Source organism: Mucilaginibacter terrae (assembly GCF_031951985.1).
GTDB lineage: Bacteria > Bacteroidota > Bacteroidia > Sphingobacteriales > Sphingobacteriaceae > Mucilaginibacter > Mucilaginibacter terrae_A.
The window spans coordinates 1-25,464 of record NZ_JAVLVU010000001.1 but is presented as its reverse complement, the minus strand read 5'-3'; the positions used below and the strand labels follow the sequence as shown (position 1 = coordinate 25,464).

Below are 25,464 nucleotides of genomic sequence, written 5' to 3'. Positions count from 1 at the left end.
TCAGGCCGCAAAAGTAATTATTTTGCTGATGCCACTTCTACAGATAATTTGATACCCATTTCTAAACCACGCAGTTCGGCCAGCCCTTTCAGCCTGCCAATAACCGAATAACCTGGATAGGTGTTGTAATTATAATCGTCGAGTATTTTATGTCCATGATCTGGGCGCATGGGGATGGCTGCATCGGCACGACCAGCATTTTCTCTTTTCAGTTGTTCCTCCACAACCGCTTTCATAACTGCATACATATTAGTTGTACCGGCCAGGTGTTCATCCTCATAAAAGCTACCATCTGCCTCGCGACGCACATTACGCAGGTGCAGAAAGTGTATATTTTCGCCCAACCGCTCAATTATACGTGGAATATCATTAGCCGGGTTAGCGCCCAACGAGCCGGTACAAAGCGTAATTCCGTTTGATGATGAAGGGCAGGCGTTCACCACATCGGTTAAATCCTGCTCGTTAGAAACCACCCGTGGCAAGCCCAACACAGGGAACGGCGGGTCATCGGGGTGAATGCACATTTTAATGCCAGCCTCTTCGGCTGTTGGAATTATATTTTGCAGAAAATAAGCTAAGTTAGCTTTCAATACCTCCTGATTTACTTGAGCATATTTTTGCAGGTATACTTTGAACTCTTCAATGCTAAAAACCTCATCGGTACCAGGTAATCCGGCCAAAATGGTATTGCTTAATAACTGTATCTCTTCTTCGTTCAGGCTATCCAGATAGACTTTGGCCGCCTGTTGTTCTTCAACAGTAAAATCATTTAAAGCACCTTCGCGTTTTAAGATGTATAAATCAAAAGCGGCCAGCGCCGGGGCGTGGTACCGTAAGGCCGATGCGCCGTTATCCAGGCGGTAATCCAAATGCGTGCGTGTCCAGTCGAGCACGGGCATAAAGTTGTAACATACAACGCCAATGCCACAGGCCGATAGGTTTTTTAGGGTTTGTTTATATCTTTCAATATAAGCATCGCGTTCGGGCGTGCCCATTTTAATGCTTTCGTGTATGTTTACGCTCTCTACTACGGCCCAGTTAAAACCGGCCTGTTCAATTATATTTTTACGTGCCTGTATTTCATCAATGCTCCATACATCGCCACAGGGTATGTGGTGCAATGCCGATACGATGCCGGTAGCTCCGGTTTGTTTTATGGCTTGCAGGGTTACCGGGTCGGTTGGGCCAAACCATCTGAAAGTTTGCTCTAAATTAGGTATCATATTGTGTTTATAATAACAACACTCATTTTAAAATTTGCAGCCAAGTTTAGCCTAAAGAATTGATTAATGCAAACGATTGCATAATCTTTATTCGCTTGAAATACGGGCTGAATATATTCTGGAAAAAAGCCATATATGTAATAATTTTTTTCAAGGTATATCTATGGACTTTAAACTGATTTATAATTTTTTACAATGTTTTATAAATCTCGGCCTCAATTATGCTGAGTGAGCCTTTTGCTTTGGCATCATCCCGGGCAACACCATCGTCAAGCTTTTGCCCGGCTACTTCCGTACCTATGCTGGCATTGTCTTTAGTGGTTGCAGCACCGGTAAGTAATATGGTAACGGTTTTACCTTTAGCAGCTTTACATATTGCTGTAAAGTATCCCAGGCTCTTTTCGGTATTGCCGTTAAATACCTCTTTATCGTCTACCAAAATACGGATAGGATAAACCCGGCTTCTGAAATTGTTTAATTTCAGCGTTACTTCGTTTACAGTCTCGGCTTCCTTAAGTGTATATTTTATCCAGGCAGTTGATTGCTTGCCGTCATTAACCCAATCTGATAATTCATTATCATCGTAACTGGCAATGGCTTTATCGGCGTTTGCACCTGCGGTTGCACTCACAATTTCGAGTGCTTTGCGGCTTGGTTTGAACGATGGTGTTTGCGGAGTTGGACCACGTTTTAGCTCAGGCTTTAAACCAGTAGCCGGAGCGGTTAAAGCCAAACCATTCCATCACAGTTACCGGTAAGGTATTCAATGTCAGGCTTGCACTTTTTAATCCATCGGCACTTGCAGTTAACACAATTTTGCCGGCTTTTGTGGTTGAACGTATCAGCACACGGTTTACACCATTTTCGGCAGGTAATAATTTAGCCAGTATGTAATTATCAGGCCCTTGCGCCAGTCCGCCACGCCATTCGGCTTCGCCGTTAAGCTTAAAATTCACCATGTTCATGGCTGTTGGGCAACGGTTTCCTTGAGCATCAACTACTTCAAATTGTACCAATGCTAAATCGGCACCATCGGCCTTGAAACCAGTGGGCGATTGCATAGAAATGAGTTTGATGGCTGCCGGTTCGCCAGCTGTTTTAATCTCGTCCTGCGCCAGTTGTTTTCCGGCTGCGTTGTATGATACCGCTTTGATAGTACCCGGCTCCCATTTTACATTGTCGAAAGTGAACAGAAATCCGTTTGAACGTTGGCCAAAGCCTAATGATTTATTGTTTACCCAAAGTTCAACTTTTTCACCGGATGCAACTACGTATATATTTTTAGTAGTGCCGGCTTTATAATTCCAATGACCAATGATGTGTACACGCGGTTTCTCAACATCAACCCAGCCGTCCCACATAACCTGGTGGGCATAAAAACCATCCTTGGCAATACGCAGGGCATCCACCTCCCCGCTCCTGCGGTAATTTTCGGAACCACGAAAGTGGGTATTGCTATCAGACCAGATAATGTTTACCCCACCCGAACTTACGCGTTTACCGGTACCCGGGCGTTCTTTGTAATATTCGTACCAGCGTTTTACATCTTCTATGGCGTGCGAATCCTGGTTGCGGTTATAATCAGTTGCCGGAGCGTTACGATACAGCGGTCCATCTCCATCTTTATGGTAAGGCGGCGAAAACTCGTCCCAGTACTTACGCAAACCTTCATCACGCGAATACTCCATGGCCCACATGGGTATATGAGCGCTTTTGTTTATGTAGAGCATCTCGCCGCCGTATTCAGCCTCCTTGCTGTCCAGCATCTCGCGCGAGCCAATGGCACGACCTCCGTATGGATCGTATTGGTACTTGATGGCCTTCATTTCGGCCATATGCGGCTCACTTATCGATTCGTTACCGCACTCGTAAAAAAATATGCTCGGGTTGTTACGGTTATAAATGATGGCATCTCGCATTACCTGGGTACGCTGTGTCCAGCGGGTACCTTCTACATCTTTCTCGGCATCGCCGGCAGGCATAGCTTCAATCAATCCGACCCGATCGCACGATTCAATATCCTGTTTCCATGGTGTAATATGCATCCAACGCACCAGGTTGCCACCGCTTTCAACAGCTAAACCATTACTGTAATCGCTCAGCCAGGCCGGTACCGAAAGACCAATGGCCGGCCACTCGTTACTCGAGCGCTGCGCATATCCATGCATCATGAGCACGCGATTATTCAGGTATACCATACCATCTTTGTATTCAACCTTACGGAAACCTGTTATAGTGGGCACTTCATCTACTACCGCACCATTTACTTTTAAGCGGGTAGTAACTGTATATAAATAGCCATACCCCCAACTCCAAAACTTAAGCCCTGTTACCTCGGCCATTGCCTTAACCGTTTTACTTTCGCCGGGTTTAAGCATAGTTGCTTCCCCTGCAAAGGTCTTTACTATTTTACCGTCGAGGTCTTTGATCTCCACCTCATACTGGAACATTTTAACAGCATCAGCATCATTCTTCACTTCTGATTGGGCATTGATAGTGGCTTTCCCTCCTGTAATATCAAAGTTATTGGCATAAATATAAACACCCGAAGTTTTCAGGAAAGCGTACAATGGCAGGGTTTGGTACAACTTATCGGTTACGTGCAGCCACACGTTTTTAGAGAGGCCACCGTAATTGGCATTAAAGTTTTTATCGCTCCATTGAAATTTAGTGTTGGTAGCTTTTTCGCGGTACTCCCATGAGTTATCGGTTTTTACGGCAATTACGTTATCGGCGCCGGGCTTTAATAATGTAGTGATATCAAACCCGAAAGCCATAACACCGTTTTCATGCATACCAATACCTTGGCCGTTGATGTATATCTCGGCGGCCTGGCGCACGCCTTCAAACTCAATAAACACTTTCTTTCCGGCATCGGTTGCGGGCAGTTTAAAGTGTTTACGGTACCAGGCAATACCGGTTGGGTGCTGATCGATGGATACTTTAAAGGCCGAATCCTCATTCCAGGCATGTGGTAATGTTACCGCTTTCCAGCCCGAATCGTCATAGCCGGGTTGGTCGGCACCGGGAGCATCGCCTACATTTAATTTCCATGAAAGATTAAAATTGTATTTAATGCGCGGCGAGCCCGCTGCGTAAACAAACGCCGGTAACAAAAAGGTTATTATAATTACAAGTGCGCGTAGATTTTTAGTCATCAAATTTTTCAACTTATGATATGTAAGGTGTTGTTTTCGGCAATGCACTAACCGAAGATTATAATGGTAACCAAATGTATACTTTTCGTTTTTTCAATGCTATTATCAACTATCCTGCATTATCCTGCCCTTGCTAATTTTAATATGGTATTCAATGAGTTCAAATTGAGCAATCTGTCCCAAATTCGGGCTACTTTATTAACTTTGCGCAAAAAACTGTTTCTATGTCGCTTACCCCGCTCATGGCCATATCTCCTGTTGATGGCCGTTATCATAATGCTACCGCTTCGTTGTCGGCTTATTTTTCAGAGTACGCTTTAATTAAATACCGTGTTTATGTTGAGGTTGAATACTTTATAGCCCTGTGTGAACATCCGCTACCGCAACTGGCCGGCTTTAATAAATCGGTTTACGGCAGCCTGCGTAGTATTTACGAGCAGTTTACAGAAGCTGATGCGCAAAGCATTAAAGACATTGAAAAGACCACTAACCATGATGTTAAGGCTGTTGAATATTTCATCAAACAAAAATTCGACTCACTTAACCTGCAAGTATACAAGGAGTTTATACACTTTGGCTTAACCTCGCAGGATATTAATAACACGGCTATTCCGTACTCTTTTAAACTGGCCTTGCAAGAAGTATATTACCCTGCTATTGATGATTTGTTAGCAGTATTAAAAGGCTATGCCGAAGACTGGAAATCCGTGCCCTTACTGGCACACACACATGGTCAACCCGCCTCGCCTACCCGTTTAGGTAAGGAGGTTGAAGTATTTATTGAGCGTATTGAAGGTCAGTTACAACAGGCTAAAACTATCCCGTTTTCGGCTAAGTTTGGCGGTGCTACCGGTAACTTTAACGCCCATAATGTGGCCTACCCTGCTATTAACTGGGTAGATTTTGGGAATAATTTAGTAAACAATGTATTGGGCTTAAGCCGTTCGCAGCGCACCACGCAAATTGAGCATTACGACAACTTTGCCGCCCATTGCGATGCCCTGAAACGCATCAACAATATCATTATGGATTTAGACCGCGATATGTGGACCTACATTTCCATGAACTACTTTAAGCAAAAAATAAAGGCCGGAGAGGTAGGTTCATCGGCTATGCCGCATAAGGTTAACCCTATTGATTTTGAGAACTCGGAGGGCAATATTGGCTTAGCCAATGCCTTATTTGAGCATTTAGCTGCTAAACTACCTGTATCACGTCTGCAACGCGATTTGACGGATTCCACCGTGTTACGTAACATTGGCGTGCCGGTAGCGCATACTTTAATTGCTATAAAATCTACCATTCGTGGTTTAAACAAATTGCTGCTTAACGAGGCTGCCATTAACCAGGATCTGGAAGATAACTGGGCGGTAGTGGCCGAGGCTATTCAAACTATCTTACGCCGCGAAAATTTCCCTAATCCTTACGAGGCTTTGAAAGATTTAACCAGAACAAATCAGGGCATAAATGCACAGAGCATTGCTGAATTTGTGGAGAAATTGGATATTAGTGCCGAAGTAAAAGCCGAATTAAAACAAATTACACCACAGAACTACACAGGTGTATAAGTCATGTTGAGGTCAAATACAAGAGCAACGTATTGTTAAATCAAAAAGCTGATTAAATTTGTTCTCATTCAAAATTGCATAGTCATGAATATCAACGTATATACCGAATCTACCCCTAACCCGGCAACCATGAAGTTCATTGTGAACAAGTTGTTGATTAACGGAAGTGTAGATTACGCCACTAAAGAAAGTGCTGAGAAATCGACCTTTGCCAAAGAGTTATTTAAATTCTCTTTTGTTAACGGTGTATTTTTCGCCAGCAACTTTGTTACCGTCACTAAAACCGAAGACAGCAACTGGGCCGACATTGAGGCTATATTAAAAGAGTTTGTAAAAGGTGCCGTTGAATCGGAACTCACCATACAGGAAGTTGCACAAGACGAAACCCCTAACTTTGAAGGAACTGATGCTGAAGTTAAAATTCAGCAAATATTGCATGACTACGTTCGCCCGGCTGTTGAGCAGGATGGCGGCGCTATCAGCTATAAATCATTTAACGAAGGTGTGGTTACCGGTAGAGCTTCGCGGCTCTTGCAGCGGTTGCCCATCATCAACCATCACTCTAAAATCGGGCATCGAAAACCTGTTGAAACGCATGGTACCAGAGGTACAGGAAGTGGTTTCGGAAGCATTATAATTCTTTTTGGTGATTTCACCGATTATTAGGTATATAGAAAGGCCGGTTAGCAAAATACTAATCGGCCTTTCTACTTTTATATACGTCATTGCGAGGTACGAAGCAATCTCTGAACTATACAGGTCTACTTGCTTGTCCTACGCAGAGATTGCTTCGTACCTCGCAATGACGGGATATTTTTTACTTGAAATATTTATTAATCATCTCCAGCATCTCTGCCGTTATCTTACCATTGGTAGCCAATAGCTCACGGGTATTGATCACTTCATTACCTCCCGAAAAATTTACTACATCTCCTCCGGCCTGTTTTACAATTACAATTCCGGCTGCCACATCCCAGGCGTTGAGATTGTACTCATAAAATGCCTCAAAACGCCCACAAGCAGTATAAACCAAATCTACCGCAGCCGAACCCATACGACGGATGCCGTGGCAACCTTTCATCAGTTCGGTAAAGAGGTTGATATATTGGGCTTGCTTAGTAAAATCGTAATATGGGAAACCGGTGGCTATCAAACTATCGGCAATGGTTGGAGCCGGGCTCACTTTAATTTCCTGGCCGTTGAGGTAAGCCGGACTATCGGCGCTGGCATAAAAGCATTCGTCCTGGTTTACCTCATAAACTACTCCGGCAACCAGTTCTCCATATTCCTGTAAGGCAATACTCACCGAAAACACCGGTAAACCATGAATAAAGTTAGTTGTACCATCTAACGGATCAATTATCCAGTTATAGCGTTCGCCAACTATGGTGGTGGTTTTTTCTTCGGTAATGAAACCGGCCTCAGGCAGTATTTTTTTAAGTGAGGAAACTATTTTTTGTTCGGCAGTTTTATCAACGTACGATACCAGGTCGTTCAATCCCTTAAACTCAATACGGTCGGCGCTGAAATTCTTACGTTCCTGACGAATAAAATCACCGGCCTCGCGGGCCACCTCGGTTACCTGGTTAGTTATTTGATTCAGCATTTTTTTTGCGGCTGGATATGTTGAATGAAAATACTTTATGAATAAAAAAACTGGCGAAGAAAAGACTCAACGCCGCTGTAATACGTGCAATGGTTGGGTCGAAATGCAAGTACCTGATAAAGAGCTTGAGTACTTCAAGATTGGCAAAATAACCTACAAAGGCCACTAAACCAAACCTCACAAATTGCTGTAAAAAAGGCAACTTCGATTCGTTAAAAACCAGGTAACGGGTAACTAAAAAATTAACCATTACGCCTAATGTAAATGAGATGATGAGCGTTAGCGCAATATTGCTGGTACGGTGTCCAAGCAACACATAAACTTTATTGGTAAAAACATACCCTTCAAGTATTCGAAAGGCCAGCACATCTATCAAAAAACCACTACCTGCCGAAAGCAGGAACCTTGCAAACTTATTTTGACTTATGCGTTTAAAAAAAGGCACATCAGCCATTGGCAAACTGTGTTTTGTATTTAGACCTGCCTGTAATTATTAAGGCAACACCACCAATAACCATAAATAACGAAATCATTTCGGCCTGGGTAAATGATATACCGAACAGGTGATATTTGGTATTTACACGAATTAACTCTACAAAGAAACGCTCCACACCGGCCAATATCAAATAAATGCCAAACATAACACCCGGCGCTTTTATACGGCTGCGAATACTCCATAGCACCAAGAAGAGCAGAATACACGCTACACACTCATAAAATGGTGTAGGATAAACCGGCAATTTTAACTCATAACAATATCTGCCCACGCAATCGGCAATGCGGTTATCATGATCGGCCATGTTAACGTTATGCGGATATTTAAAAGACCACATCCAATCAGGAGCCCAGCTAAACCAGCCCGGTTTGGGCGCAGTATTAGGTATGCCCCAATCACCATCGCCGGCCATTTGGCAACCAATACGACCAACACCGTAAGCCAGCATCATGCCGGGGCCGCCAATATCTAACATGGTAAAAGGCTTTACACCATTTTTTTGAGCTATGTAAAGCACAGCAGCACCACCGCAAATTAATCCGCCGTAAAAAGTTAAGCCGCTAAAACCAATAAGCATACCCACAGGGTCTGCCATAAACTCATCCCAATTTTCAAGCGCATTAAATAACTTAGCTCCGGCAAAGCCAAAAACAGCAGCCCAAACCAATATATTACCCATCAATTCGTGGGCATGTACCAAAACTTGCTTGGTAACAGGCTCGGCCAGTTGTTCTTTCTTCTTTTCGTAATAAGCCCAGTAAGCAATGCTTGCTGCACCAATAATTCCGCCCAATAAATTTCCACGGCCCGATAGCAAAAAGCCTTGGGTATCTTCAACCATTAATTTATAGTTGAGTATTACATCAAGCAGTTTGTAACCAATTATAAAACCAAAAATGGCATTGCCCACTAACTCCCCTACCGAAGCCGGTTCGCCAACGGTAATTGTTTTTTGCATGGGTAGTACATAGCCCAACGCTTCTTTACGTTTAAACTCCTGTACAAAAGCCCAATATGCAGCCATAAAGGCCATTGCCACAAAAAAACCAAAGGTTTGAATGGGTAATGTTGGTAAATGCCAACCGGTAAGATAATTGATCAGGTCGGAAATAGATGGGAACATGAGGTAGTAATTTGAAGCGAATATAAGGTTAATGAACCAATATTTCTTCGCTTTCGGTTATTTCCACATCGCCGTCGGCGCTTATGGCGGTTAGTTTTACGGTCTTTAATTCGTTAACCAATATGGGGTCAAACTTGGCTTTTACCTTCACATAGTTACGGGTAAAACCGTGCATATACCCCTCTTTATTATCGCCTTCAAACAGTACTTCGTCGCTTTTATTCAATTGAGACTCGTAAAAAGCACGACGCTTTTTGTCGGAAAGAATGTGCAGCATCTTGCTCCGCTCGGCACGGGTTGAACCGGGTACAATGCCACTCATTTCGGCTGCCATGGTGTTTTCGCGCTCTGAATAAGTGAATACGTGTAGGTACGACACATTAAGCTCGTTCAGGAAATTGTAAGTATCGATAAAATCCTCTCGGGTTTCGCCGGGGAAGCCAACAATAACATCGACGCCAATACAGCAGTCGGGCATCAGCTCTTTAATCTTCGCTACCCTATCCACGTATAATTCGCGACGGTAACGACGGCGCATTAAGCCGAGTATTTTGTTAGAGCCCGATTGCAGCGGAATATGGAAATGTGGAACAAAACGTTTTGACGTAGCCACAAACTCGATGATCTCGTCGGTAAGCAAATTAGGTTCGATGGAAGAGATACGAATACGGTCAATGCCTTCAACCTCATCCAATGCTTTCACCAAGTCAAAAAACTTATCATGACGTTCGCCATTGCGTATGCCAAAATCGCCCAGGTTAACACCGGTCAGTACAATTTCTTTTACGCCCGATGCGGCAATTTCATAGGCCTGTGCAACGGCACTTTCAATGGTATCGCTACGGCTGGCTCCGCGAGCCATAGGTATGGTACAAAACGTACATGAGTAATCGCAACCATCCTGCACTTTCAAAAAAGTACGGGTACGATCGCCGTATGAATAGGATGATACGAATTGATTAGCTTCAGATACCGGCTGATTAAAAACTTCAGTTTTTTCTTTTTTAGTGAGATCAGTTAAATGATCAACCAGTTGAAATTTTTCGGCAGCACCCAACACCAAATCAACACCCGGAATTTCGGCTATATCTTGTGGTTTTAGTTGCGCGTAGCAGCCCACGATAGTTACGTGTGCATTGGGCGAAATTTTAAGTGCTTCCTTAACGATCTTCTTGCATTTCTTGTCGGCGTTTTCGGTTACCGAGCAGGTATTAATTACAAAAACATCAGGCGTTTGGGTAAACTCAACCGTTTCGAAACCAGCATTATTGAGCAGCCTGCCCAACGTTGACGTTTCGGAATAATTAAGCTTGCAACCCAGCGTGTAAAAAGCGACTTTCTTGTTCATTATAAAGCCGCAAAGATAACTAATTTAGTGAGTAGTTAGAAGTGAGTGGTTGATTGGTTTATGCTACTGCGGTGTTTTTGACCAATTTATGGCTTTAGCGTGTAGGCAAAAACATCTTTTTGCAGTTTACCTTGCTTGTCTTTCTCTTCTAAAATGCAATTTAGCTTTGTGGGCGATATGCGCTCGTAGATGAGTTTTACAGCTTTCGCATCATCTTCAAATACAGCTTTTGATTTGGTAAGGGCAATAAGCTTATAGGTGTGGGGTTTATCTTTTTCTTCCCAGGCTATATTGCCGGGATTGAAGTGGCGCATTTTCATTACTGGTGTGCCGTTGGTTTGTTCAATTACCACAAACTCATAAAAAACTACTTTGCCATCTTTTACACAACGGTAGCTGCTTACCATATTATCGCCCATGGGCGGTCCCCAATATTCTTCCATGTCGCCCCATTGGTGTTTAAGTGTCCAGGTCCCGGCCATAAAGGCAAGGTCTTTTACCGTGGCTTTGGGTGCCTGAGCTAACGCTGATAAACTGAATGTGAGCAGGAAGATGATAATGAGTGGTTGTGATTTTTTCATAAGTGGATCGGAGTTATATATTCCCCCACCCGTTGGCCAGTACATCGGCAAGGTGATAGGTTTTTATAGGCAAGTTATTCTTATCAATATATCCTTGCAAATGCAGCAGACACGAGGCATCAGTAGAAATTATATAATCAGCTTCAACCGATAAGGCATGTTCTACTTTTTGTTGTGCCATAGCACTCGATACAGCATCGAACTTTACTGCAAAAGTGCCACCGAAACCACAACAGGTTTCACCGGCAGGTAAATCTACCAGTTCCAAGCCGTAAACTTTGGATAGCAGCCTTCGAGGCTCTTCCTTTATTTTGCACTCGCGCAAACCGGCACAACTGTCATGAAAAACGGCACGACCGTCGAGCTCAGCCCCAAAAGCATCAAATTGCAGGATATTTATTAGAAAATCAGATAGTTCATAAATATTACCCTGCACCGAGCGGCATTTGTTATGAGAGGTAGTATTAGTGAAAAGATCATTATAATAATTGCGCACCATACCGGTACATGAGGCCGACGGCGTTACAATCACATCATCATCTCTGAATGTATTCAAAAACTTGGCGCCAACTTCCTTGGCATCGTCCCAAAAACCACCATTAAAGGCCGGCTGACCGCAACAGGTTTGCTCGGGGTTAAAATTAACCTCGCAGCCTGCCTTTTGCAGCACCTTTACGGTATTAAAAGCCGTGTCGGGGAACAACTGATCAACAAAACACGGTACAAATAACTCAACTTTCATTTTTTACCTTAACATTTACACGGTGCCGGGCGTAATGTTTTCTATCTCGCGTTTTTGTGTGCATAACAGCAAAAACAGCAGCAGTAACCCTGCAATAAAAAACACACTCAGTACCAAAGTAGAGTTACGCATACTACCCGTAAGAGACTCCACAAAGCCAAATGTAAACAATCCGATAACAATAGCCAGTTTTTCGGTAACATCATAAAAACTGAAGAACGATGCCGTATCGGTAATATTTTGCGGTAAAAACTTAGAATATGTTGAGCGCGACAACGATTGTATACCGCCCATTACTAAACCCACCACCACGGCCAGCAAATAAAACTGGGTTTGATTTTGAGTAAAATAAGCAGCAAAGCATACGCCTATCCATATCATAACCACGCCCATCAATACTTTTATATTACCGTATACGGATGATAACTTTGACATTAAAGCAGCACCTGCAATGGCTACTAATTGTATAATTAAGATGGTAATTATGAGGCTTTCTTTAGGTAATTTAAGTTCTTTTGCAGCGAAACCTGTAGCAACCAACATTATTGTTTGTACTCCCATTGAGTAGAAAAAGAAAGCCGACAGGTAACGTTTTAGAACCGGCATATTTTTGATTTTATTCCACACGTGTCTTAACTCGATAAAACCTCCAGTTAGTACATTTTGATATTTATTAGTATTATTAGGCTGCCCTTTGGGTAATTTAAGGAATGGTATTTGAGCAAATGCCAACCACCAGGCACCAACTAATAAGAATGAAAGTCGGGCAGCGAATGCTTTATCAGGTATACCAAACCACTCAGGCTTAAATATAAAAACAAAACAAATGATTTGAAGTAGTACACTGCCTATATAACCATAAGTAAAACCTTTTGCACTAACTCTATCCTGCTCCTCCAGCGTTGCAATTTGCGGCAAATAGGAATTGTAAAATACTGTACCACTACAATAGCCAATTGCAGCTAAGGCACAAAATAATAAGCTTACTTCTAATGTATCGGCTTTAAAAAAAAACAAACCACAACAAGCCAAAGCCCCCATCCAGGTAAAAAACTGCATATAGCTTTTTTTATTACCACGATAATCGGCAATTGATGTAAGAATGGGTAGCAACAAAACCACAATCATGTATGCTGCAGATAGAACATAATCTAATAAAGCAGTATTGATAAATTCCCGCCCGAGAAACATGATTCTATCAGCGTGCTTATCAGAAGTTGTTATCTCTGCATAATATGCCGGGAAAATAGTTGAGGTGATAACCAGGTTGTACGCCGAGTTTGCCCAATCGAACATGGCCCAGGCGCGTATGGTTTTAGGATCGTTTTTGGTTTCCATTATGGAAAGCTAAAGTATAAAATAAACCGCGATGATTAAGCCCATCCGCTTAATTGAGCATGCTCTGTACTTCCTTTTTAATATCTGCTTTGGCATTATTTACTAATACGGCACCGGCACGCTCATAAACCGGCAAGCTTTTATCGGCCAAAACTTTAGCTACAGGGCCGGTCTTTCCTCCAAATTCTTTGCCCATATCCCAGTTTATTTTGCAATTAACAGTTGCCTCTGCCTTGCTTGCGGTTACGCATTTCAGCACATCATAACTACCACTACCTTTATGCACCAGACTTTGCCCTGCAACATTCAATGGCTCATTATTTAGTTTTAGGTATCGTACTATCAAATACTCTTCGGGTATGGAGTTAACCACGTATTCAACTTTAATAGCTGGAGCCAGATAATCAAGATTTAGTCCGTTGTGCTTAGTGTAATAAGCCCAGAGGCAAACGTCTCCTAAATTTTTCTCCAAACCTTTACTTTCGGGATATGCTTTACAGGCTTCCCAAGCTGCATCGAACGCATTTTTTATATCGTGTTTGTAAAGTAGTGCTATGATCAACCTCGAGTAAGCCATCTCACGGGTATGATTAACATTTTCAGTATTAAGGTCGACAGATTTTTTATAATAGTAAATGGCCGAATCGAGCTGGTTATTATTTTGGCTGATAACGCCTAAAAAATGATAAGTACCATAAAAATCGGGCTCTTTTGAAGCGGCAATAAGCAATTGCTTTTTAGCTAACGGCTCATCTTTGGTAAGATTATTTAGTCCGTCGAAAAATTCCTGCGGATGGGTTTGGGCTACGGCGCAAAAGCATTTAAGCACCGCAACAATTGTGATAAAGATTTTAAGGTTCATAATGGTTTATGTTAGTTGCCCTAATATCACGAATAGTTTTGTTATTTAAAGTTAAATTTGCCTGATTTGAAGCTAAAATTTCATATACAAAAAAACGCCCGCTCAAAATGAGCAGGCGTTTTTTGTTTGCTTGTATGTAAGAGAAGCTTATTTAACAGCGTCAACCACAGCTTTGAAAGCCTCTGGGTGATTCATGGCTAAATCGGCTAATACTTTACGGTTTAAGCCAATTTCGCTTTTGTTTAACTTACCCATAAATTGCGAGTAAGAAATGCCGAATTGACGGGTACCAGCGTTAATACGTTGTATCCATAAAGCACGGAACTCTCTTTTTTTGGTTTTACGGTCGCGGTAAGCGTACTGTAAACCTTTTTCAACTGTGTTTTTAGCAATGGTGTAAACCTTGCTGCGTGAACCATAGTAACCTTTTGCAAGGTTCATGATTTTTTTCCTGCGTCTTCTCGACGCGACTGCGTTAACTGAACGTGGCATTTTTTTGCTTTTTTGGTAGTGAGTGTTCTAATTAAAGAAACTTTGCGGACTCGAATACCTGGTTAAAAAATTAATGAATTACTTTCCGATACAAAGCATACGTTTAACGTTACCCATGTCGGCATCAGACACTAAGCTGGTCTGACCTAAGGCACGCTTACGTTTGGTTGACATCTTGGTTAAGATGTGGCTTTTGTATGCGTTTTTTCTTGCAATTTTACCGGTTCCAGTAAGCTTAAAGCGCTTTTTGGCACTGGAATTGGTTTTCATTTTTGGCATAACACTTATTTATTTGGATGTGCAGATGTGCAGATTTTTAAATGTGCAGATGAACTGCTTTCTTCATTAATCTTATCATCCGCGGATTAAAAAACTATTTATCTATTCTTTACCTGCACATTTGCACATTCGCACATTTGCACATCAAAAAATTATTTTTTAGCAGCCTTAGGGCCCATAATTAAAAACATACGCTTTCCCTCAAGCTTTGGCAACTGCTCTACCTTGCCCACATCTTCTAAAGCCTGTGCAAATTTAAGTAAAAGGATCTCTCCTTGCTCCTTATAAACAATAGCACGACCTTTAAAGTGAACATAAGCTCTCACCTTTTCGCCCGATTCCAGGAAACCCATAGCATGCTTTAGCTTAAAGTTAAAGTCATGGTCATCGGTGTTCGGTCCGAAACGGATCTCCTTAATAATCGTTTGCTTGGCATTGCTTTTAATCTCCTTCATCTTCTTCTTTTGCTCGTAGATGAACTTGTTATAGTCAATTACACGGCAAACAGGAGGAACAGCATTAGGAGATATTTCAACCAGATCCAGCTCTTGTTCTTGTGCTATGGCCAGCGCATCGCGGGTAGAGAAAATCCCCTGCTCTACGTTATCGCCCACTAAACGCACCTCTGGAGCCTTAATGAAATTATTAATATTGTGTTCTGCTTCCTTTTTCTTGAAAGGAGGACGCGGACCTCTGAAATTCGGTTTATTTAAAGCCAAGTTATATGGTTATTTCTTTAATTAATTGTTGTTTAAAATCTTCAATACTCATGCTTCCCAAATCGCCTGTGCCATGTTTACGAACCGACAACGTGCCTTCAGCAGCCTCTTTTTCGCCCACGATCAGCATATATGGGATTTTTTTGACTTCAGCGTCGCGTATTTTGCGACCGATTTTTTCATCTCTAAAGTCAATTAGCCCGCGAATATCGGAATTATTTAACATTTGTGAAAGTTTTTTTGCATAATCTTCATATTTTTCGGAGATAGGCAAAATAACATACTGCTCGGGCGATAACCACAACGGGAAATTACCGGCACAATGTTCAATTAAAACAGCCACAAAACGTTCTAACGAACCAAACGGTGCACGGTGAATCATTACCGGGCGGTGCTTTTGGTTATCGCTGCCGGTGTACTCCAGTTCAAAGCGCTCAGGTAGGTTATAATCAACCTGTATGGTTCCTAACTGCCATTTACGGCCTAAGGCATCCTTCACCATAAAATCGAGCTTAGGGCCATAAAATGCCGCTTCGCCTAATTCAACTACGGTGCGCAGGCCTTTTTCGTCGGCAGCTTCAATGATAGCGCTTTCGGCCAGTTGCCAGTTTTCATCGGTGCCAATGTATTTGGCTTTATTTTCAGGGTCGCGAAGAGATACCTGTGCAGTATAATCTTCAAAACCCAAAGCATTAAATACATATAATACCAGGTCGATCACCTTTTTAAACTCTTCCTTCACCTGATCGGGGCGGCAAAACAAGTGGGCATCATCCTGAGTAAAGCCTCGTACGCGGGTTAAGCCGTGCAATTCACCGCTTTGCTCGTAACGGTAAACGGTACCAAACTCGGCAAAACGTACAGGCAAATCCTTGTACGAACGTGGTTTGGTTTTATATATCTCGCAGTGGTGCGGGCAGTTCATCGGTTTAAGGAAGAATTCCTCGCCTTCTTGCGGGGTTTGTATAGGCTGAAAGCTATCCTTACCATACTTTTCGTAGTGGCCCGAAGTTACGTACAAGTTTTTATGGCCAATGTGCGGGGTAATTACCTGCTCATATCCTGCAGAAACCTGTGCACGCTGTAAAAAATTAACCAAACGTTCGCGCAAAGCGGTGCCTTTAGGTAACCATAACGGTAAACCCATGCCCACTTTTTCAGAAAAGGCAAATAGTTCCAACTCCTTACCCAGTTTACGATGGTCGCGCTTTTTGGCTTCCTCAAGCATGTGCAAATACTCGGTCAACTCACCCGCTTTAGGGAAAGTTACCGCGTAAATACGGGTTAACTGCTTGCGGCTTTCATCGCCACGCCAGTAAGCGCCAGCCACGTTCATCAGCTTTACAGCCTTAATAAAGCCGGTGTTTGGGATATGCGGACCACGGCACAAGTCGGTAAAGTTACCTTGCGAGTAAAAGGTTATCGAACCATCGGGCAGGTCTTTGATCAGGTCGAGTTTGTACTCGTCGCCCTTATCGGTAAAGTAGGCAATGGCCTCGTCTTTACTTACCGGTTTGCGTATATACTCGGCCTTGGTTTTAGCCAGCTCGAGCATTTTGTCTTCAATTTGCTTGAAATCTTCCTGCGAAAATGTGCGATCGCCAAAGTCAACATCGTAGTAAAAGCCGGTTTCGATAGCCGGGCCAATACCAAACTTGGTACCCGGATAAAGGGCTTCTAACGCCTCGGCCATTAAGTGGGCCGATGAGTGCCAGAATGTGGCTTTACCTTCATCGTTTGTCCAGGTTAACAGTTTAACGCTGGCATCTTGCTCAATGGGGCGACTTGCATCCCAAACCATACCATCAACCTCGGCGGCTAAAACGTTACGGGCCAAACCTTCAGAAATTGACTGTGCAATTTGCATGGAAGTGATTCCTTTGTCGTACTGACGAACGGAACCATCAGGAAGTGTAATGTTAATCATCTACAACTATGATTTATTGTTCTGTAAAAATATGTTTTAGTAGATCACCTACGAGAGTGATCATTTATTAGGCGGCAAAGTTAGAATATTTATTATGATTGCACCGATTATTGGGAATGATTTCACCGATACTTTAAACTTTACGTCATTGCGAGACAGCGTTGGGATTGCGGGGCAGTCGTCGAAGCAATCTCCGGGTTTTGTGCAGAGACTTGAGTTAGTGCGAAGGCCCCCCCGGATTGCTTCGGAGGCCATGCTTGGCCGCCCTCTTCCTCGCAATGACGCGTTTTTTGTATGCGTAGTCTTATCTACTCCTCACTCCACCTATAACTCTCATTCTCCAGCCCTATCAAATCAATAACCCGGTTTACCACCGTCATGGCTACTTCTTCAATGGTTTGAGGCTTACTGTAAAATGAGGGAACAGCAGGACAAATAATGCCGCCGGCTTCGGTAACGGTTGCCATATTGCGGATGTGGATGAGGTTCAATGGCGTATCGCGGGCTACTAAAATGAGTTTGCGCCGCTCTTTTAATATAACATCGGCAGCACGGGTTACCAGATCATCAGATACGCCCGATGCAATGCGGCCCAGTGTGCCCATTGAGCATGGGATAACCACCATGGTATCATAGCGTGCCGAGCCTGATGCAAATGGGGCCATAAAGTCGTGCTTATCGTAAAACTTGAAGGGCATTTGCTGGTAATCGGTATTGTCGAGTTCGGTTTCCCAAACCTGTTTGGCGTTGGTTGACATGATGATGCCAACATCGGCAATTTGATCATTTAGCTGCTGTAATTTATCTAATAATAATTTGGCGTATATAGCGCCACTGGCTCCGGTAATAGCAACTACGATCTTTTTCTTCATCATTTGGTTTAACAACAAAGCAAAGGTAGGAAAGTTGATAGCATAAAAAAAGGGTCGAATATTACTACTCGACCCTACATCTACCTATGAAAAACATGCCCTATGAGAGGGCATTACAAAAGTAACAAGTATTTTTTAATTATTAAAATTAAATTAATTTTTTTTCAATAAATTCTTTTCAATTAATGTTTGGATGATGCCATCAGCCATTCCAACACTCGGTACATATATTGATTTGATGTTAGCCCATTTCATTACCGTGGTGTAAATCTCACATGCAGGAATAATAACATCAGCCCTGTCCTGGTTGAGTTTCAATACGTTGATGCGGTCTTTAAGCGAGTACGACGACAGGTAATTGTATAGTGATTTGAGCTTGATATAACTTAGAGGCTCGCCGTCTTTCTCATCGCTCAGCTTAAATAATTTGTTAATATTACCGCCTGTACCCACGCCATAAATAATTTTATATGGCTTGGTATGTTTACGAACAAAGTCCTGCATTTCGCGCCAGGTTTCATCTTTGTCCTGATTATCGAGTATACGAATAGTACCAATGTTAAATGATTGTGAAGCAATTTGTTCGCCATTGGCAAACAACGACAGTTCGGTGCTGCCGCCGCCTACGTCAATGTATAGATAGGTTTTGCTTTCATCTAAATCAACACCAATATGACTGGCATAAATAATACCGGCCTCAACCTCTCCATGAATAATCTCCAGATCGAGATTTGCCTCTTGTTTAATACGCTTAATAAGCTCCGGGCCATTTTTAGCCTCGCGCATAGCCGATGTTGCACAGGCCATATAATCGCTCACCTTATACACATCCATTAGGTTTTTGAAGGCAGCCATGGTTTTTACCAAGTCATCGGCTTTTTTGTCTGATATATGCTTATCTAAAAAGGCATCGTCACCCAGGCGCAGGGGTACGCGCACGAGGGTGTTTTTTTTGAACGTAATGTTCCCGTCATTCTGTATAATATCGGCTATAAGCAGGCGAACTGCGTTCGATCCGGTGTCTATGGCTGCGTATCTCAAGTTATTAGGTGTTTATTTGTTTTAAATAATCGTATATCTCTACCTGCGACCGGTGGTTTACATCGGTTTTGGTACGATGGTATCTGTTAGTATTGCTCTTATTGATCTCGCGCGATTTGGTATTATCACGCAGTTGGATATCCAGTATATCTCTTATTTCCTGTTTAATATCTTCATCATAAATGGGGAAACCAACTTCTACCCTATTGTCAATGTTACGGCTCATAAAATCGGCCGAGGTAAGGTAAACCAGTTCTTTACCACCGTTTGCAAATACGTGTACACGCGCATGTTCCAGGTATTTATCAACTATACTATAAACTTTTATATTCTTACTAAAGCCCTCTACTCCGGGCACTAAACAGCACATGCCCCTAATTATCATTTGTATTTTAACCCCGGCATTGCTGGCTTCGTACAATTTTTCAATCAGCTGTTCATCGGCAAGGCTATTCATCTTCAATATCATATAAGCCGGCTTGCCTGCCTTGGCATTAGCTATTTCATTATCTATATTACGGTAAATAGCCGGCCGCGAATCAATGGGCGACACGACAAGGTGCTTGATATCCTTAGCCAACTGCCCCTTATTTATTGCGCGAAACACATTCAGCATATCGCCGGTTATTTTTTTATTGGCGGTAAGCAGGGTATGGTCGGCGTAAATAGCGGCTGTTTTTTCGTTAAAGTTGCCGGTTGATAAACAGCCGTAATATGCGGGCTTACCTTTCTCCATACGCACCACCAAACATATTTTAGCATGCACTTTATAGCCAGGAACGCCATGTATTACTTTAATCCCCTCATCTTCTAAACGACGTGTCCATTGGATGTTGTTCTGTTCATCAAAACGAGCACGAAGCTCGATCAAACAGTTCACCTTTTTACCATTTTGCGCAGCATTAACCAATGCATGCATAATGCGCGAATCTTTGGCCAGGCGATATACGGATATATTGATTTCGGTAACTTTAGGGTCAATAGCGGCCTCGCGTAAAAAGTGAATTACATAATCATAACTCTGGTATGGCGTACTTATCAAATAATCTTTATTAGCCACATAACTCATTAAACTTTTACCAAACGAAAGGCCATCCACCGGCAAAGCCTTGGTTCGGTTATATTCCAGTTCGGGGCCGCCTACGTTAGGGAAAGCAATAAAATCCTTAAAGTTCTGATACCTGTTGCCGGGTATCATATTTTCGGTATTTAGCCCCAATTTGCGTTTAAGATAGGCCACCATATCTTCGGGCATCTCAGCATCATACAGCATACGCATGGGGCGGCCTTTTTTACGCTTTTGCAAACTTTTAGAAAGGGCATCGATAAACTTTTCACTCAGTTCCTTATCCAGATCAAGCTCGGCATCGCGGGTAAGCTGTATGGAGTAAGCCTCCATGCTATCATACTCAAAAATAAAGAAGATATCTTCGAGGCTATACCTGATAATATCATCAATGAGGATGATAAACTTTAACTGATTGGTTTCGGGTAGTATGAGAAAACGCGATATATTAGCAGGAAGCTCAATTAGCGCCAATCGTGATTTACGTCCTTTGGTAAGCTTTACAAAAAAGTAAATAGCACGGTCATGCAGCATCGGGATAGCCTTTTCATCCTCCAGCATAATGGGCACCAGGGTTGAAAGCAATTTTTCCCTAAAGTGTTTTTTAACAAAAGCACCACGGGCTACGTTTAGTTGCTTTTCGTTTAGAAGAAATATCTTTTCTTCGGCCAGTTGCTTAATAATGATGTTCTCGTACAGGTTATGAAACTTCTTTTCCTGCTTAACTACTATGCTTTTAATTTGATTAAGTACCTTTTTAGGGTTATATCCTAATAAGGCTTTCGATTTTTCGTTCAGGTTTGTTAATCTTGATAGCGTGGCTACACGTACCCGGTAAAATTCATCAAGGTTGGACGAAAATATGGCTAAAAACTTAATCCGGTCAATTAGGGGAACGGTTATATCGGCCGCTTCCTGCAGTACACGGTCGTTAAAGTATAACCAGCTAATCTCGCGATTAATTAAAGGGATGTTTTTAGTAGCCATATAAGGTAAGCACAGCAAGGCTTTGCATGTGCGTATGCAAAACTGCTTATTTCTATGTTAATATAATATTAACTTCAATCTTTTTAAATGTGTTTTTGTTTATAGTATAATTCAAGCCTACATTTGCACCTTTCATTTATATAACATCGCCTTATGCCATCATTTGATATTGTAAGTAAAATAGACGCACAAACCTTTGATAATGCTATTAATAACGCTAAAAAGGAAATTTTGAACCGTTATGATTTTAACGATTCGAAAAGTACGGTAGACCACGATAAAAAAACAAATCAGATTACGGTGGTAACTGAAAATGATATGCGCTTGAAAGCCATCCAGGATTCGATCATTAGCCGTATGGTTAAACAGGGCCTCGACCCTAAAGCGCTTGATTTTGGCAAGGAAGAGTATGCCTCGGGCAACATGGTTCGTAAAGAAATAAACATTAAAGAAGGTGTTGATAAGGAAGTTGCCAAAAAAATAGTTAAAAAAATAAAAGACAGCGGCCTTAAAGTGCAGGCCTCTATAATGGACGACCAGGTACGCGTGCAAGGCAAAAAACTCGACGACCTGCAAGCGGTTATCAGCCTTTGCCGCGGCGAAGATTTTGGCCAGCCGCTGCAGTTTATTAATATGAGAAATTAATCTGAACCGGAATTTTAAGAATTTCTCTAATTGACAGAATTTCCAGTCACTTATTAAAGAATTCTGAAAATTCAACAAATTCTTAAAATTCAGGTTCATACACAAAAAAGCCGTCTCCTTTACAGAGACGGCTTCAATCTAAACTAAACCAACACTTAACTTATAAAAACACTTTTTAATATTATTTCACCGCAATTTCGCGCGGTTGAATTTTAGCTTCTTCTTTTTTGGCGATGGTTAATTTCAATATACCATCGGTGTACGAAGCTTCGATGTTGTTTTGATCAACAGTTTCGGGTAAGGTAAATGAGCGGCTGAATGATTGGTAGCCAAACTCTTTTTTAGTATACTTTTTACCTTCGGTTGCTTCTTCCTGTTTAACTTCGGCACTTATGGTTAATAGGTCTTTTTCAACGTTAATCTTAAAATCTTCTTTCTTTAAACCCGGTACTGCCAGTTCAATATCAAATGCAGTTTCGTTTTCGGCTACGTTTACAGCCGGAACTTTGCTTTGTGGTGCAGCGTTTAAAAACTGATCGTTAAATATGGAATCAAATACATCGATAAAACGAGGTGCAGCTACTGGTTTTCTGTGTCCGTTGTTAAATTTTACTAAAGTCATTTTTATATCCTCCAAAAGTTTCTTTTTAATTATTTTCGTGGTGATATATACAAGTGGTGTACCAACCGCTTAAAACGCTACCAGAACAATATTTTAAATGACTTTTTGTCGGCTATTATATTTTTCACAAGACAAGTTGACACGAAATGACTGAAAATTTAGCTAATTATAAATTCAAAGCTCCCGTTCCTATCCGTTTTTCGGATATAGATGCTTACGGAAACGTAAGTAACACTATATATCTTACTTACTTTGAGATTGCCCGCCTGAGTTATTGGAAAGAAGTTGCGGAGTGGGACTGGAACAATTGCGGTGTTATTTTAGGCCGATCGGAAATAAACTACCTTAAACCAATTAAGGTTGACGATCAGATTGCCTGCTACCTGCGCACATCACGCATTGGCAACAGTAGTTTTGATGTAACCTATGTACTGGTGAAAATTAATGCTAACGGCGAAGAGGAAATTTGCACAACGGGCAAATCGGTTTGCATTACTTATGATTACCCGAACCTTAAATCAGTGCCTATACCCGCACGCGAGCGCCAACGCATGATTGATTATGACGAGCCGGGATTGATTACCAATACCAACTAATTATTATCAACATAAACGGTAACGCCTGATGCTGCCACCTGCCCTTTCAAGGGCGGGTTAAGTTTCTTTACTTCCACCTGTAAATGATTAATGTATGGAAATTGCTGCATAATAGCATCGGCCATGCCCTGCGCCACGGTTTCGAGTAGTTTTTGCGGGTACTTCATGTTTTCATGCGCAACCTCGCACAAGGCCTCATAATTGAGCGTTTTTTCCAGATCATCGTTTATGGCCGGGTGCTGCGGATTGAAGGTAGCTTCGATAGTAACCAAAAAACGGTTCCCTAAAATTTGTTCTTCTTTATAATAGCCGTGCCGCGCAAAAAACTCGGCGCTGTAAAGTCCAACTTTAATCATAAATGCAGATGTGTGTTTTTTTTAGTTTTAGAAATAGCCTTAAATAATTTGCGTCCCTCTTGAGGGCAGGAATAAGCGTTAGCAGGTGTGTGTTATTCGCAAACTTTGCATATCCAAATGACACACCCCTCCACCCCTCTCAAGAGGGGAATCGCACAATTCCGGAGCACTTGTTAAAGCAATTTCTAAGCCCCTAAGTACGGTAAATAATGCTACTTTAAAAAATCGGCGTACCAGTGGCCCGAATTTTTGATGATACGCTCCTGGGTTTCAAAATTGATGTGTATCAACCCAAAACGCGGGCGGTAGCCTTCGGCCCATTCAAAGTTATCGGTTAGTGTCCACACAAAATAACCGGTTACAGGGCATCCCTCCTCTTTGGCTTTCAGCAGTTGCTGAAGATTATCATGCAGATACTGCGTGCGTAAAACATCATCGATCCGGCCATCTTTTAACGTATCAGGGAATGCTGAACCGTTTTCGGTAATTTTAATATTCTTGATTTGCGGGTAGGCGCTGAATTTTTTAACCACCTCGTACATGGCCTGCGGATAAACTTCCCAGCCCATTTCGGTTAAAGGCACATTTCGTTTTTTGGCTTCTACCAGCTTAGCGCTTATGTAGGGGGTAAATAACGAATACTTTACAATTTCGCGCGTGTAATTTTGCAGGCCAATAAAGTCAAAATCGAATGACAGTTGCTGCTCATCGCCATCCTTCATATATTTTTCTATGCGTTGCAGCACAGGCAAATCGGCAATGGGATAACCCAAGCCAATCAACGGCTCCACGTAAAGGCGGTTAATTAAAACATCGGCTCGTTTAGCAGCAGCAACGTCATTAGCTTTAGTGCTAACAGGTTCAATATGAGAACAAGAAAAGGTGTTTCCAATAATAGCATGGGGAAATGCATCACGCAGTATACGTGCTCCGGCTGCTATACTTAGTGTAACATGATGTACAGCGGGTAAAAAGTTTTTTAGTCCTGTACGGCCCGGTGCATGCAAACCTAAAAAGTAACCAGCCCCGGTAAACACGGCAGGCTCGTTCATTACCATCCAGTTTTTAACACGGTCGCCAAATGCATTGGCGCATACGCTTACAAAGTTGGTAAACCACTGTATACTGTCGCGGTTGGTCCAGCCGCCCTGGGTTTCCAGTGTTTGCGGTAAATCCCAATGGTAAAGGGTAAGCCAAGGCTCAACGCCTACTTTTAGGCAATAATCAATAACGCGGTTGTAATAGTCAATTCCAGCCTGGTTTACTTCGCCGGTACCGTTAGGTAAAATGCGAGTCCAGGCAATAGAAAAACGGAAGCAAGGAATATTAAGCTGCTTGATAAGGTCAATATCCTGCTCGTAGCGGTTATAAAAATCGCAGGCAGTAAAGGCATTTTGATTGCCATGAACCTTGCCTTTTTTTTGCGTGAATATATCCCAGATGGATGCACTTTTGCCATCAGTATCGCAGGAACCCTCTGTTTGGAAAGCAGCAGTAGAAACGCCCCAGTTAAAATTGGGGCCAAAAAAATGCTTATTAAAAGCTTGTGCAGTATCGTTAATATCCATTTATATATGCCCAACTAAGCCGGGGCCAAATTGTTCAAATAAAACGGATATCAGTAAATAAAATTCGCATTAAGTATTAATGTATGAAAGAAGATTTTAAGCTCCTTAATACCAGCAGCTCTTTTAAATTAAGTAGCAGGTGTTTAATCAATTGTAATGCTTTCATGGCGTCCCGGTGTTTTGTTATAACGAAGGTAACGCGCAAGCATTAACTCAGGGTTAAGCCCCGATTATGATTATATATCCTGC

The 25,464-nt window shown here is 42.2% G+C and carries 24 protein-coding genes and 1 pseudogene; 4 read left to right on the top strand and 21 right to left on the bottom strand.

Features of this window, described 5'->3' with window-relative positions; translation table 11 throughout:
* Positions 1 to 17 precede the first annotated feature (17 nt).
* The 3 genes from uxuA to QE417_RS00115 form a co-directional block, all read right to left on the bottom strand.
* Complete coding sequence (gene uxuA / locus QE417_RS00125) at positions 18 to 1,223, bottom strand: mannonate dehydratase (protein ID WP_311946687.1); 1,206 nt, start codon at positions 1,221 to 1,223, stop codon at positions 18 to 20.
* A gap of 190 nt (positions 1,224 to 1,413) precedes the next feature.
* Complete coding sequence (locus QE417_RS00120; protein ID WP_311946686.1) at positions 1,414 to 1,956, bottom strand: hypothetical protein; 543 nt, start codon at positions 1,954 to 1,956, stop codon at positions 1,414 to 1,416.
* Positions 1,919 to 4,381, bottom strand: a complete 2,463-nt coding sequence (locus QE417_RS00115; protein WP_311946684.1) for a glycoside hydrolase family 2 protein — start codon at positions 4,379 to 4,381, stop codon at positions 1,919 to 1,921. The genes QE417_RS00120 and QE417_RS00115 overlap by 38 nt, the downstream gene beginning before the upstream one ends.
* A 224-nt stretch (positions 4,382 to 4,605) precedes the next feature.
* Between QE417_RS00115 and purB the strand changes: the two genes are divergently transcribed.
* Entirely contained in the window at positions 4,606 to 5,949 is a 1,344-nt protein-coding gene (gene purB, locus QE417_RS00110) for an adenylosuccinate lyase (protein ID WP_311946682.1), read from the top strand.
* A gap of 84 nt (positions 5,950 to 6,033) precedes the next feature.
* A pseudogene (locus tag QE417_RS00105) lies at positions 6,034 to 6,586 on the top strand (NifU family protein).
* 180 nt (positions 6,587 to 6,766) lie between these two features.
* On the opposite strand, the gene QE417_RS00100 reads toward QE417_RS00105, so the two are convergent.
* From QE417_RS00100 to ppk1, 15 genes are all read right to left on the bottom strand, one after another.
* Positions 6,767 to 7,555, bottom strand: a complete 789-nt coding sequence (locus QE417_RS00100) for an inositol monophosphatase family protein (protein WP_311946680.1) — start codon at positions 7,553 to 7,555, stop codon at positions 6,767 to 6,769.
* Positions 7,536 to 8,009, bottom strand: a complete 474-nt coding sequence (locus QE417_RS00095) for a GtrA family protein (RefSeq protein ID WP_311946678.1) — start codon at positions 8,007 to 8,009, stop codon at positions 7,536 to 7,538. The genes QE417_RS00100 and QE417_RS00095 overlap by 20 nt, the downstream gene beginning before the upstream one ends.
* Positions 8,002 to 9,174: a prolipoprotein diacylglyceryl transferase gene (locus QE417_RS00090; RefSeq protein ID WP_311946676.1), complete on the bottom strand. Its 1,173-nt coding sequence runs from the start codon at positions 9,172 to 9,174 to the stop codon at positions 8,002 to 8,004. The genes QE417_RS00095 and QE417_RS00090 overlap by 8 nt, the downstream gene beginning before the upstream one ends.
* Positions 9,175 to 9,202: 28 nt before the next feature.
* Positions 9,203 to 10,522 (bottom strand): tRNA (N(6)-L-threonylcarbamoyladenosine(37)-C(2))-methylthiotransferase MtaB, encoded by a 1,320-nt coding sequence (mtaB, locus tag QE417_RS00085; protein WP_311946674.1) that lies wholly within the window; start codon positions 10,520 to 10,522, stop codon positions 9,203 to 9,205.
* An 86-nt stretch (positions 10,523 to 10,608) separates the two neighbouring features.
* Positions 10,609 to 11,103: a DUF6265 family protein gene (locus QE417_RS00080; RefSeq protein ID WP_311946672.1), complete on the bottom strand. Its 495-nt coding sequence runs from the start codon at positions 11,101 to 11,103 to the stop codon at positions 10,609 to 10,611.
* Positions 11,104 to 11,116: 13 nt separating this feature from the next.
* Positions 11,117 to 11,845: a (Fe-S)-binding protein gene (locus QE417_RS00075; RefSeq protein WP_311946670.1), complete on the bottom strand. Its 729-nt coding sequence runs from the start codon at positions 11,843 to 11,845 to the stop codon at positions 11,117 to 11,119.
* Between the two features lie 15 nt (positions 11,846 to 11,860).
* Positions 11,861 to 13,183, bottom strand: a complete 1,323-nt coding sequence (locus tag QE417_RS00070; RefSeq protein ID WP_311946669.1) for an MFS transporter — start codon at positions 13,181 to 13,183, stop codon at positions 11,861 to 11,863.
* Positions 13,184 to 13,232: 49 nt separating this feature from the next.
* Positions 13,233 to 14,045, bottom strand: a complete 813-nt coding sequence (locus QE417_RS00065) for a hypothetical protein (protein ID WP_311946667.1) — start codon at positions 14,043 to 14,045, stop codon at positions 13,233 to 13,235.
* Positions 14,046 to 14,192: 147 nt separating this feature from the next.
* Positions 14,193 to 14,537: a 50S ribosomal protein L20 gene (gene rplT / locus QE417_RS00060; RefSeq protein ID WP_311946665.1), complete on the bottom strand. Its 345-nt coding sequence runs from the start codon at positions 14,535 to 14,537 to the stop codon at positions 14,193 to 14,195.
* A gap of 78 nt (positions 14,538 to 14,615) precedes the next feature.
* Positions 14,616 to 14,816 (bottom strand): 50S ribosomal protein L35, encoded by a 201-nt coding sequence (rpmI, locus tag QE417_RS00055; RefSeq protein WP_090525627.1) that lies wholly within the window; start codon positions 14,814 to 14,816, stop codon positions 14,616 to 14,618.
* Positions 14,817 to 14,968: 152 nt separating this feature from the next.
* On the bottom strand, positions 14,969 to 15,535 hold the full coding sequence (infC, locus tag QE417_RS00050; RefSeq protein ID WP_311946651.1) for a translation initiation factor IF-3: 567 nt from the start codon (positions 15,533 to 15,535) through the stop codon (positions 14,969 to 14,971).
* A 1-nt stretch (position 15,536) separates the two neighbouring features.
* Complete coding sequence (gene thrS / locus QE417_RS00045) at positions 15,537 to 17,462, bottom strand: threonine--tRNA ligase (RefSeq protein ID WP_311946650.1); 1,926 nt, start codon at positions 17,460 to 17,462, stop codon at positions 15,537 to 15,539.
* Positions 17,463 to 17,770: 308 nt separating this feature from the next.
* The gene (locus QE417_RS00040) at positions 17,771 to 18,337 is read right to left on the bottom strand and encodes a UbiX family flavin prenyltransferase (protein ID WP_311946648.1); all 567 of its coding nucleotides are present in this window, start codon (positions 18,335 to 18,337) and stop codon (positions 17,771 to 17,773) included.
* A gap of 150 nt (positions 18,338 to 18,487) precedes the next feature.
* Positions 18,488 to 19,375 carry a Ppx/GppA phosphatase family protein gene (locus tag QE417_RS00035; protein WP_311946646.1) on the bottom strand — a complete coding sequence of 296 codons (888 nt, stop codon included), beginning with the start codon at positions 19,373 to 19,375 and terminating at the stop codon, positions 18,488 to 18,490.
* 4 nt (positions 19,376 to 19,379) lie between these two features.
* The gene (gene ppk1 / locus QE417_RS00030) at positions 19,380 to 21,428 is read right to left on the bottom strand and encodes a polyphosphate kinase 1 (RefSeq protein ID WP_311946645.1); all 2,049 of its coding nucleotides are present in this window, start codon (positions 21,426 to 21,428) and stop codon (positions 19,380 to 19,382) included.
* 153 nt (positions 21,429 to 21,581) lie between these two features.
* Between ppk1 and QE417_RS00025 the strand changes: the two genes are divergently transcribed.
* Complete coding sequence (locus tag QE417_RS00025; RefSeq protein ID WP_311946643.1) at positions 21,582 to 22,073, top strand: YajQ family cyclic di-GMP-binding protein; 492 nt, start codon at positions 21,582 to 21,584, stop codon at positions 22,071 to 22,073.
* A 181-nt stretch (positions 22,074 to 22,254) separates the two neighbouring features.
* Here QE417_RS00025 and QE417_RS00020 read toward each other — a convergent pair whose 3' ends face one another.
* Positions 22,255 to 22,695, bottom strand: a complete 441-nt coding sequence (locus QE417_RS00020) for an Hsp20/alpha crystallin family protein (protein WP_311946641.1) — start codon at positions 22,693 to 22,695, stop codon at positions 22,255 to 22,257.
* A gap of 146 nt (positions 22,696 to 22,841) precedes the next feature.
* On the opposite strand from QE417_RS00020, the gene QE417_RS00015 reads away from it, so the two are divergent.
* Positions 22,842 to 23,291 (top strand): acyl-CoA thioesterase, encoded by a 450-nt coding sequence (locus QE417_RS00015; RefSeq protein ID WP_311946640.1) that lies wholly within the window; start codon positions 22,842 to 22,844, stop codon positions 23,289 to 23,291.
* Here QE417_RS00015 and folB read toward each other — a convergent pair.
* The gene (gene folB, locus QE417_RS00010) at positions 23,288 to 23,647 is read right to left on the bottom strand and encodes a dihydroneopterin aldolase (protein WP_311946638.1); all 360 of its coding nucleotides are present in this window, start codon (positions 23,645 to 23,647) and stop codon (positions 23,288 to 23,290) included. The genes QE417_RS00015 and folB overlap by 4 nt on opposite strands.
* Positions 23,648 to 23,859: 212 nt before the next feature.
* Entirely contained in the window at positions 23,860 to 25,215 is a 1,356-nt protein-coding gene (locus tag QE417_RS00005) for a GH1 family beta-glucosidase (protein WP_311946637.1), read from the bottom strand.
* Positions 25,216 to 25,464 lie beyond the last annotated feature (249 nt).

Excerpts from the sequence above, each read along its gene's own strand:
- uxuA (WP_311946687.1), bottom strand. The coding sequence starts at position 1,223 with ATGATACCTAATTTAGAGCAAACTTTCAGATGGTTTGGCCCAACCGAC.
- QE417_RS00115 (WP_311946684.1), bottom strand. The coding sequence starts at position 4,381 with ATGACTAAAAATCTACGCGCACTTGTAATTATAATAACCTTTTTGTTA.
- purB (WP_311946682.1), top strand. The coding sequence starts at position 4,606 with ATGTCGCTTACCCCGCTCATGGCCATATCTCCTGTTGATGGCCGTTAT.
- QE417_RS00100 (WP_311946680.1), bottom strand. The coding sequence starts at position 7,555 with ATGCTGAATCAAATAACTAACCAGGTAACCGAGGTGGCCCGCGAGGCC.
- QE417_RS00095 (WP_311946678.1), bottom strand. The coding sequence starts at position 8,009 with ATGGCTGATGTGCCTTTTTTTAAACGCATAAGTCAAAATAAGTTTGCA.
- QE417_RS00090 (WP_311946676.1), bottom strand. The coding sequence starts at position 9,174 with ATGTTCCCATCTATTTCCGACCTGATCAATTATCTTACCGGTTGGCAT.
- mtaB (WP_311946674.1), bottom strand. The coding sequence starts at position 10,522 with ATGAACAAGAAAGTCGCTTTTTACACGCTGGGTTGCAAGCTTAATTAT.
- QE417_RS00080 (WP_311946672.1), bottom strand. The coding sequence starts at position 11,103 with ATGAAAAAATCACAACCACTCATTATCATCTTCCTGCTCACATTCAGT.
- QE417_RS00075 (WP_311946670.1), bottom strand. The coding sequence starts at position 11,845 with ATGAAAGTTGAGTTATTTGTACCGTGTTTTGTTGATCAGTTGTTCCCC.
- QE417_RS00070 (WP_311946669.1), bottom strand. The coding sequence starts at position 13,183 with ATGGAAACCAAAAACGATCCTAAAACCATACGCGCCTGGGCCATGTTC.
- QE417_RS00065 (WP_311946667.1), bottom strand. The coding sequence starts at position 14,045 with ATGAACCTTAAAATCTTTATCACAATTGTTGCGGTGCTTAAATGCTTT.
- rplT (WP_311946665.1), bottom strand. The coding sequence starts at position 14,537 with ATGCCACGTTCAGTTAACGCAGTCGCGTCGAGAAGACGCAGGAAAAAA.
- rpmI (WP_090525627.1), bottom strand. The coding sequence starts at position 14,816 with ATGCCAAAAATGAAAACCAATTCCAGTGCCAAAAAGCGCTTTAAGCTT.
- thrS (WP_311946650.1), bottom strand. The coding sequence starts at position 17,462 with ATGATTAACATTACACTTCCTGATGGTTCCGTTCGTCAGTACGACAAA.
- QE417_RS00040 (WP_311946648.1), bottom strand. The coding sequence starts at position 18,337 with ATGATGAAGAAAAAGATCGTAGTTGCTATTACCGGAGCCAGTGGCGCT.
- ppk1 (WP_311946645.1), bottom strand. The coding sequence starts at position 21,428 with ATGGCTACTAAAAACATCCCTTTAATTAATCGCGAGATTAGCTGGTTA.
- QE417_RS00025 (WP_311946643.1), top strand. The coding sequence starts at position 21,582 with ATGCCATCATTTGATATTGTAAGTAAAATAGACGCACAAACCTTTGAT.
- QE417_RS00020 (WP_311946641.1), bottom strand. The coding sequence starts at position 22,695 with ATGACTTTAGTAAAATTTAACAACGGACACAGAAAACCAGTAGCTGCA.
- QE417_RS00015 (WP_311946640.1), top strand. The coding sequence starts at position 22,842 with ATGACTGAAAATTTAGCTAATTATAAATTCAAAGCTCCCGTTCCTATC.
- folB (WP_311946638.1), bottom strand. The coding sequence starts at position 23,647 with ATGATTAAAGTTGGACTTTACAGCGCCGAGTTTTTTGCGCGGCACGGC.
- QE417_RS00005 (WP_311946637.1), bottom strand. The coding sequence starts at position 25,215 with ATGGATATTAACGATACTGCACAAGCTTTTAATAAGCATTTTTTTGGC.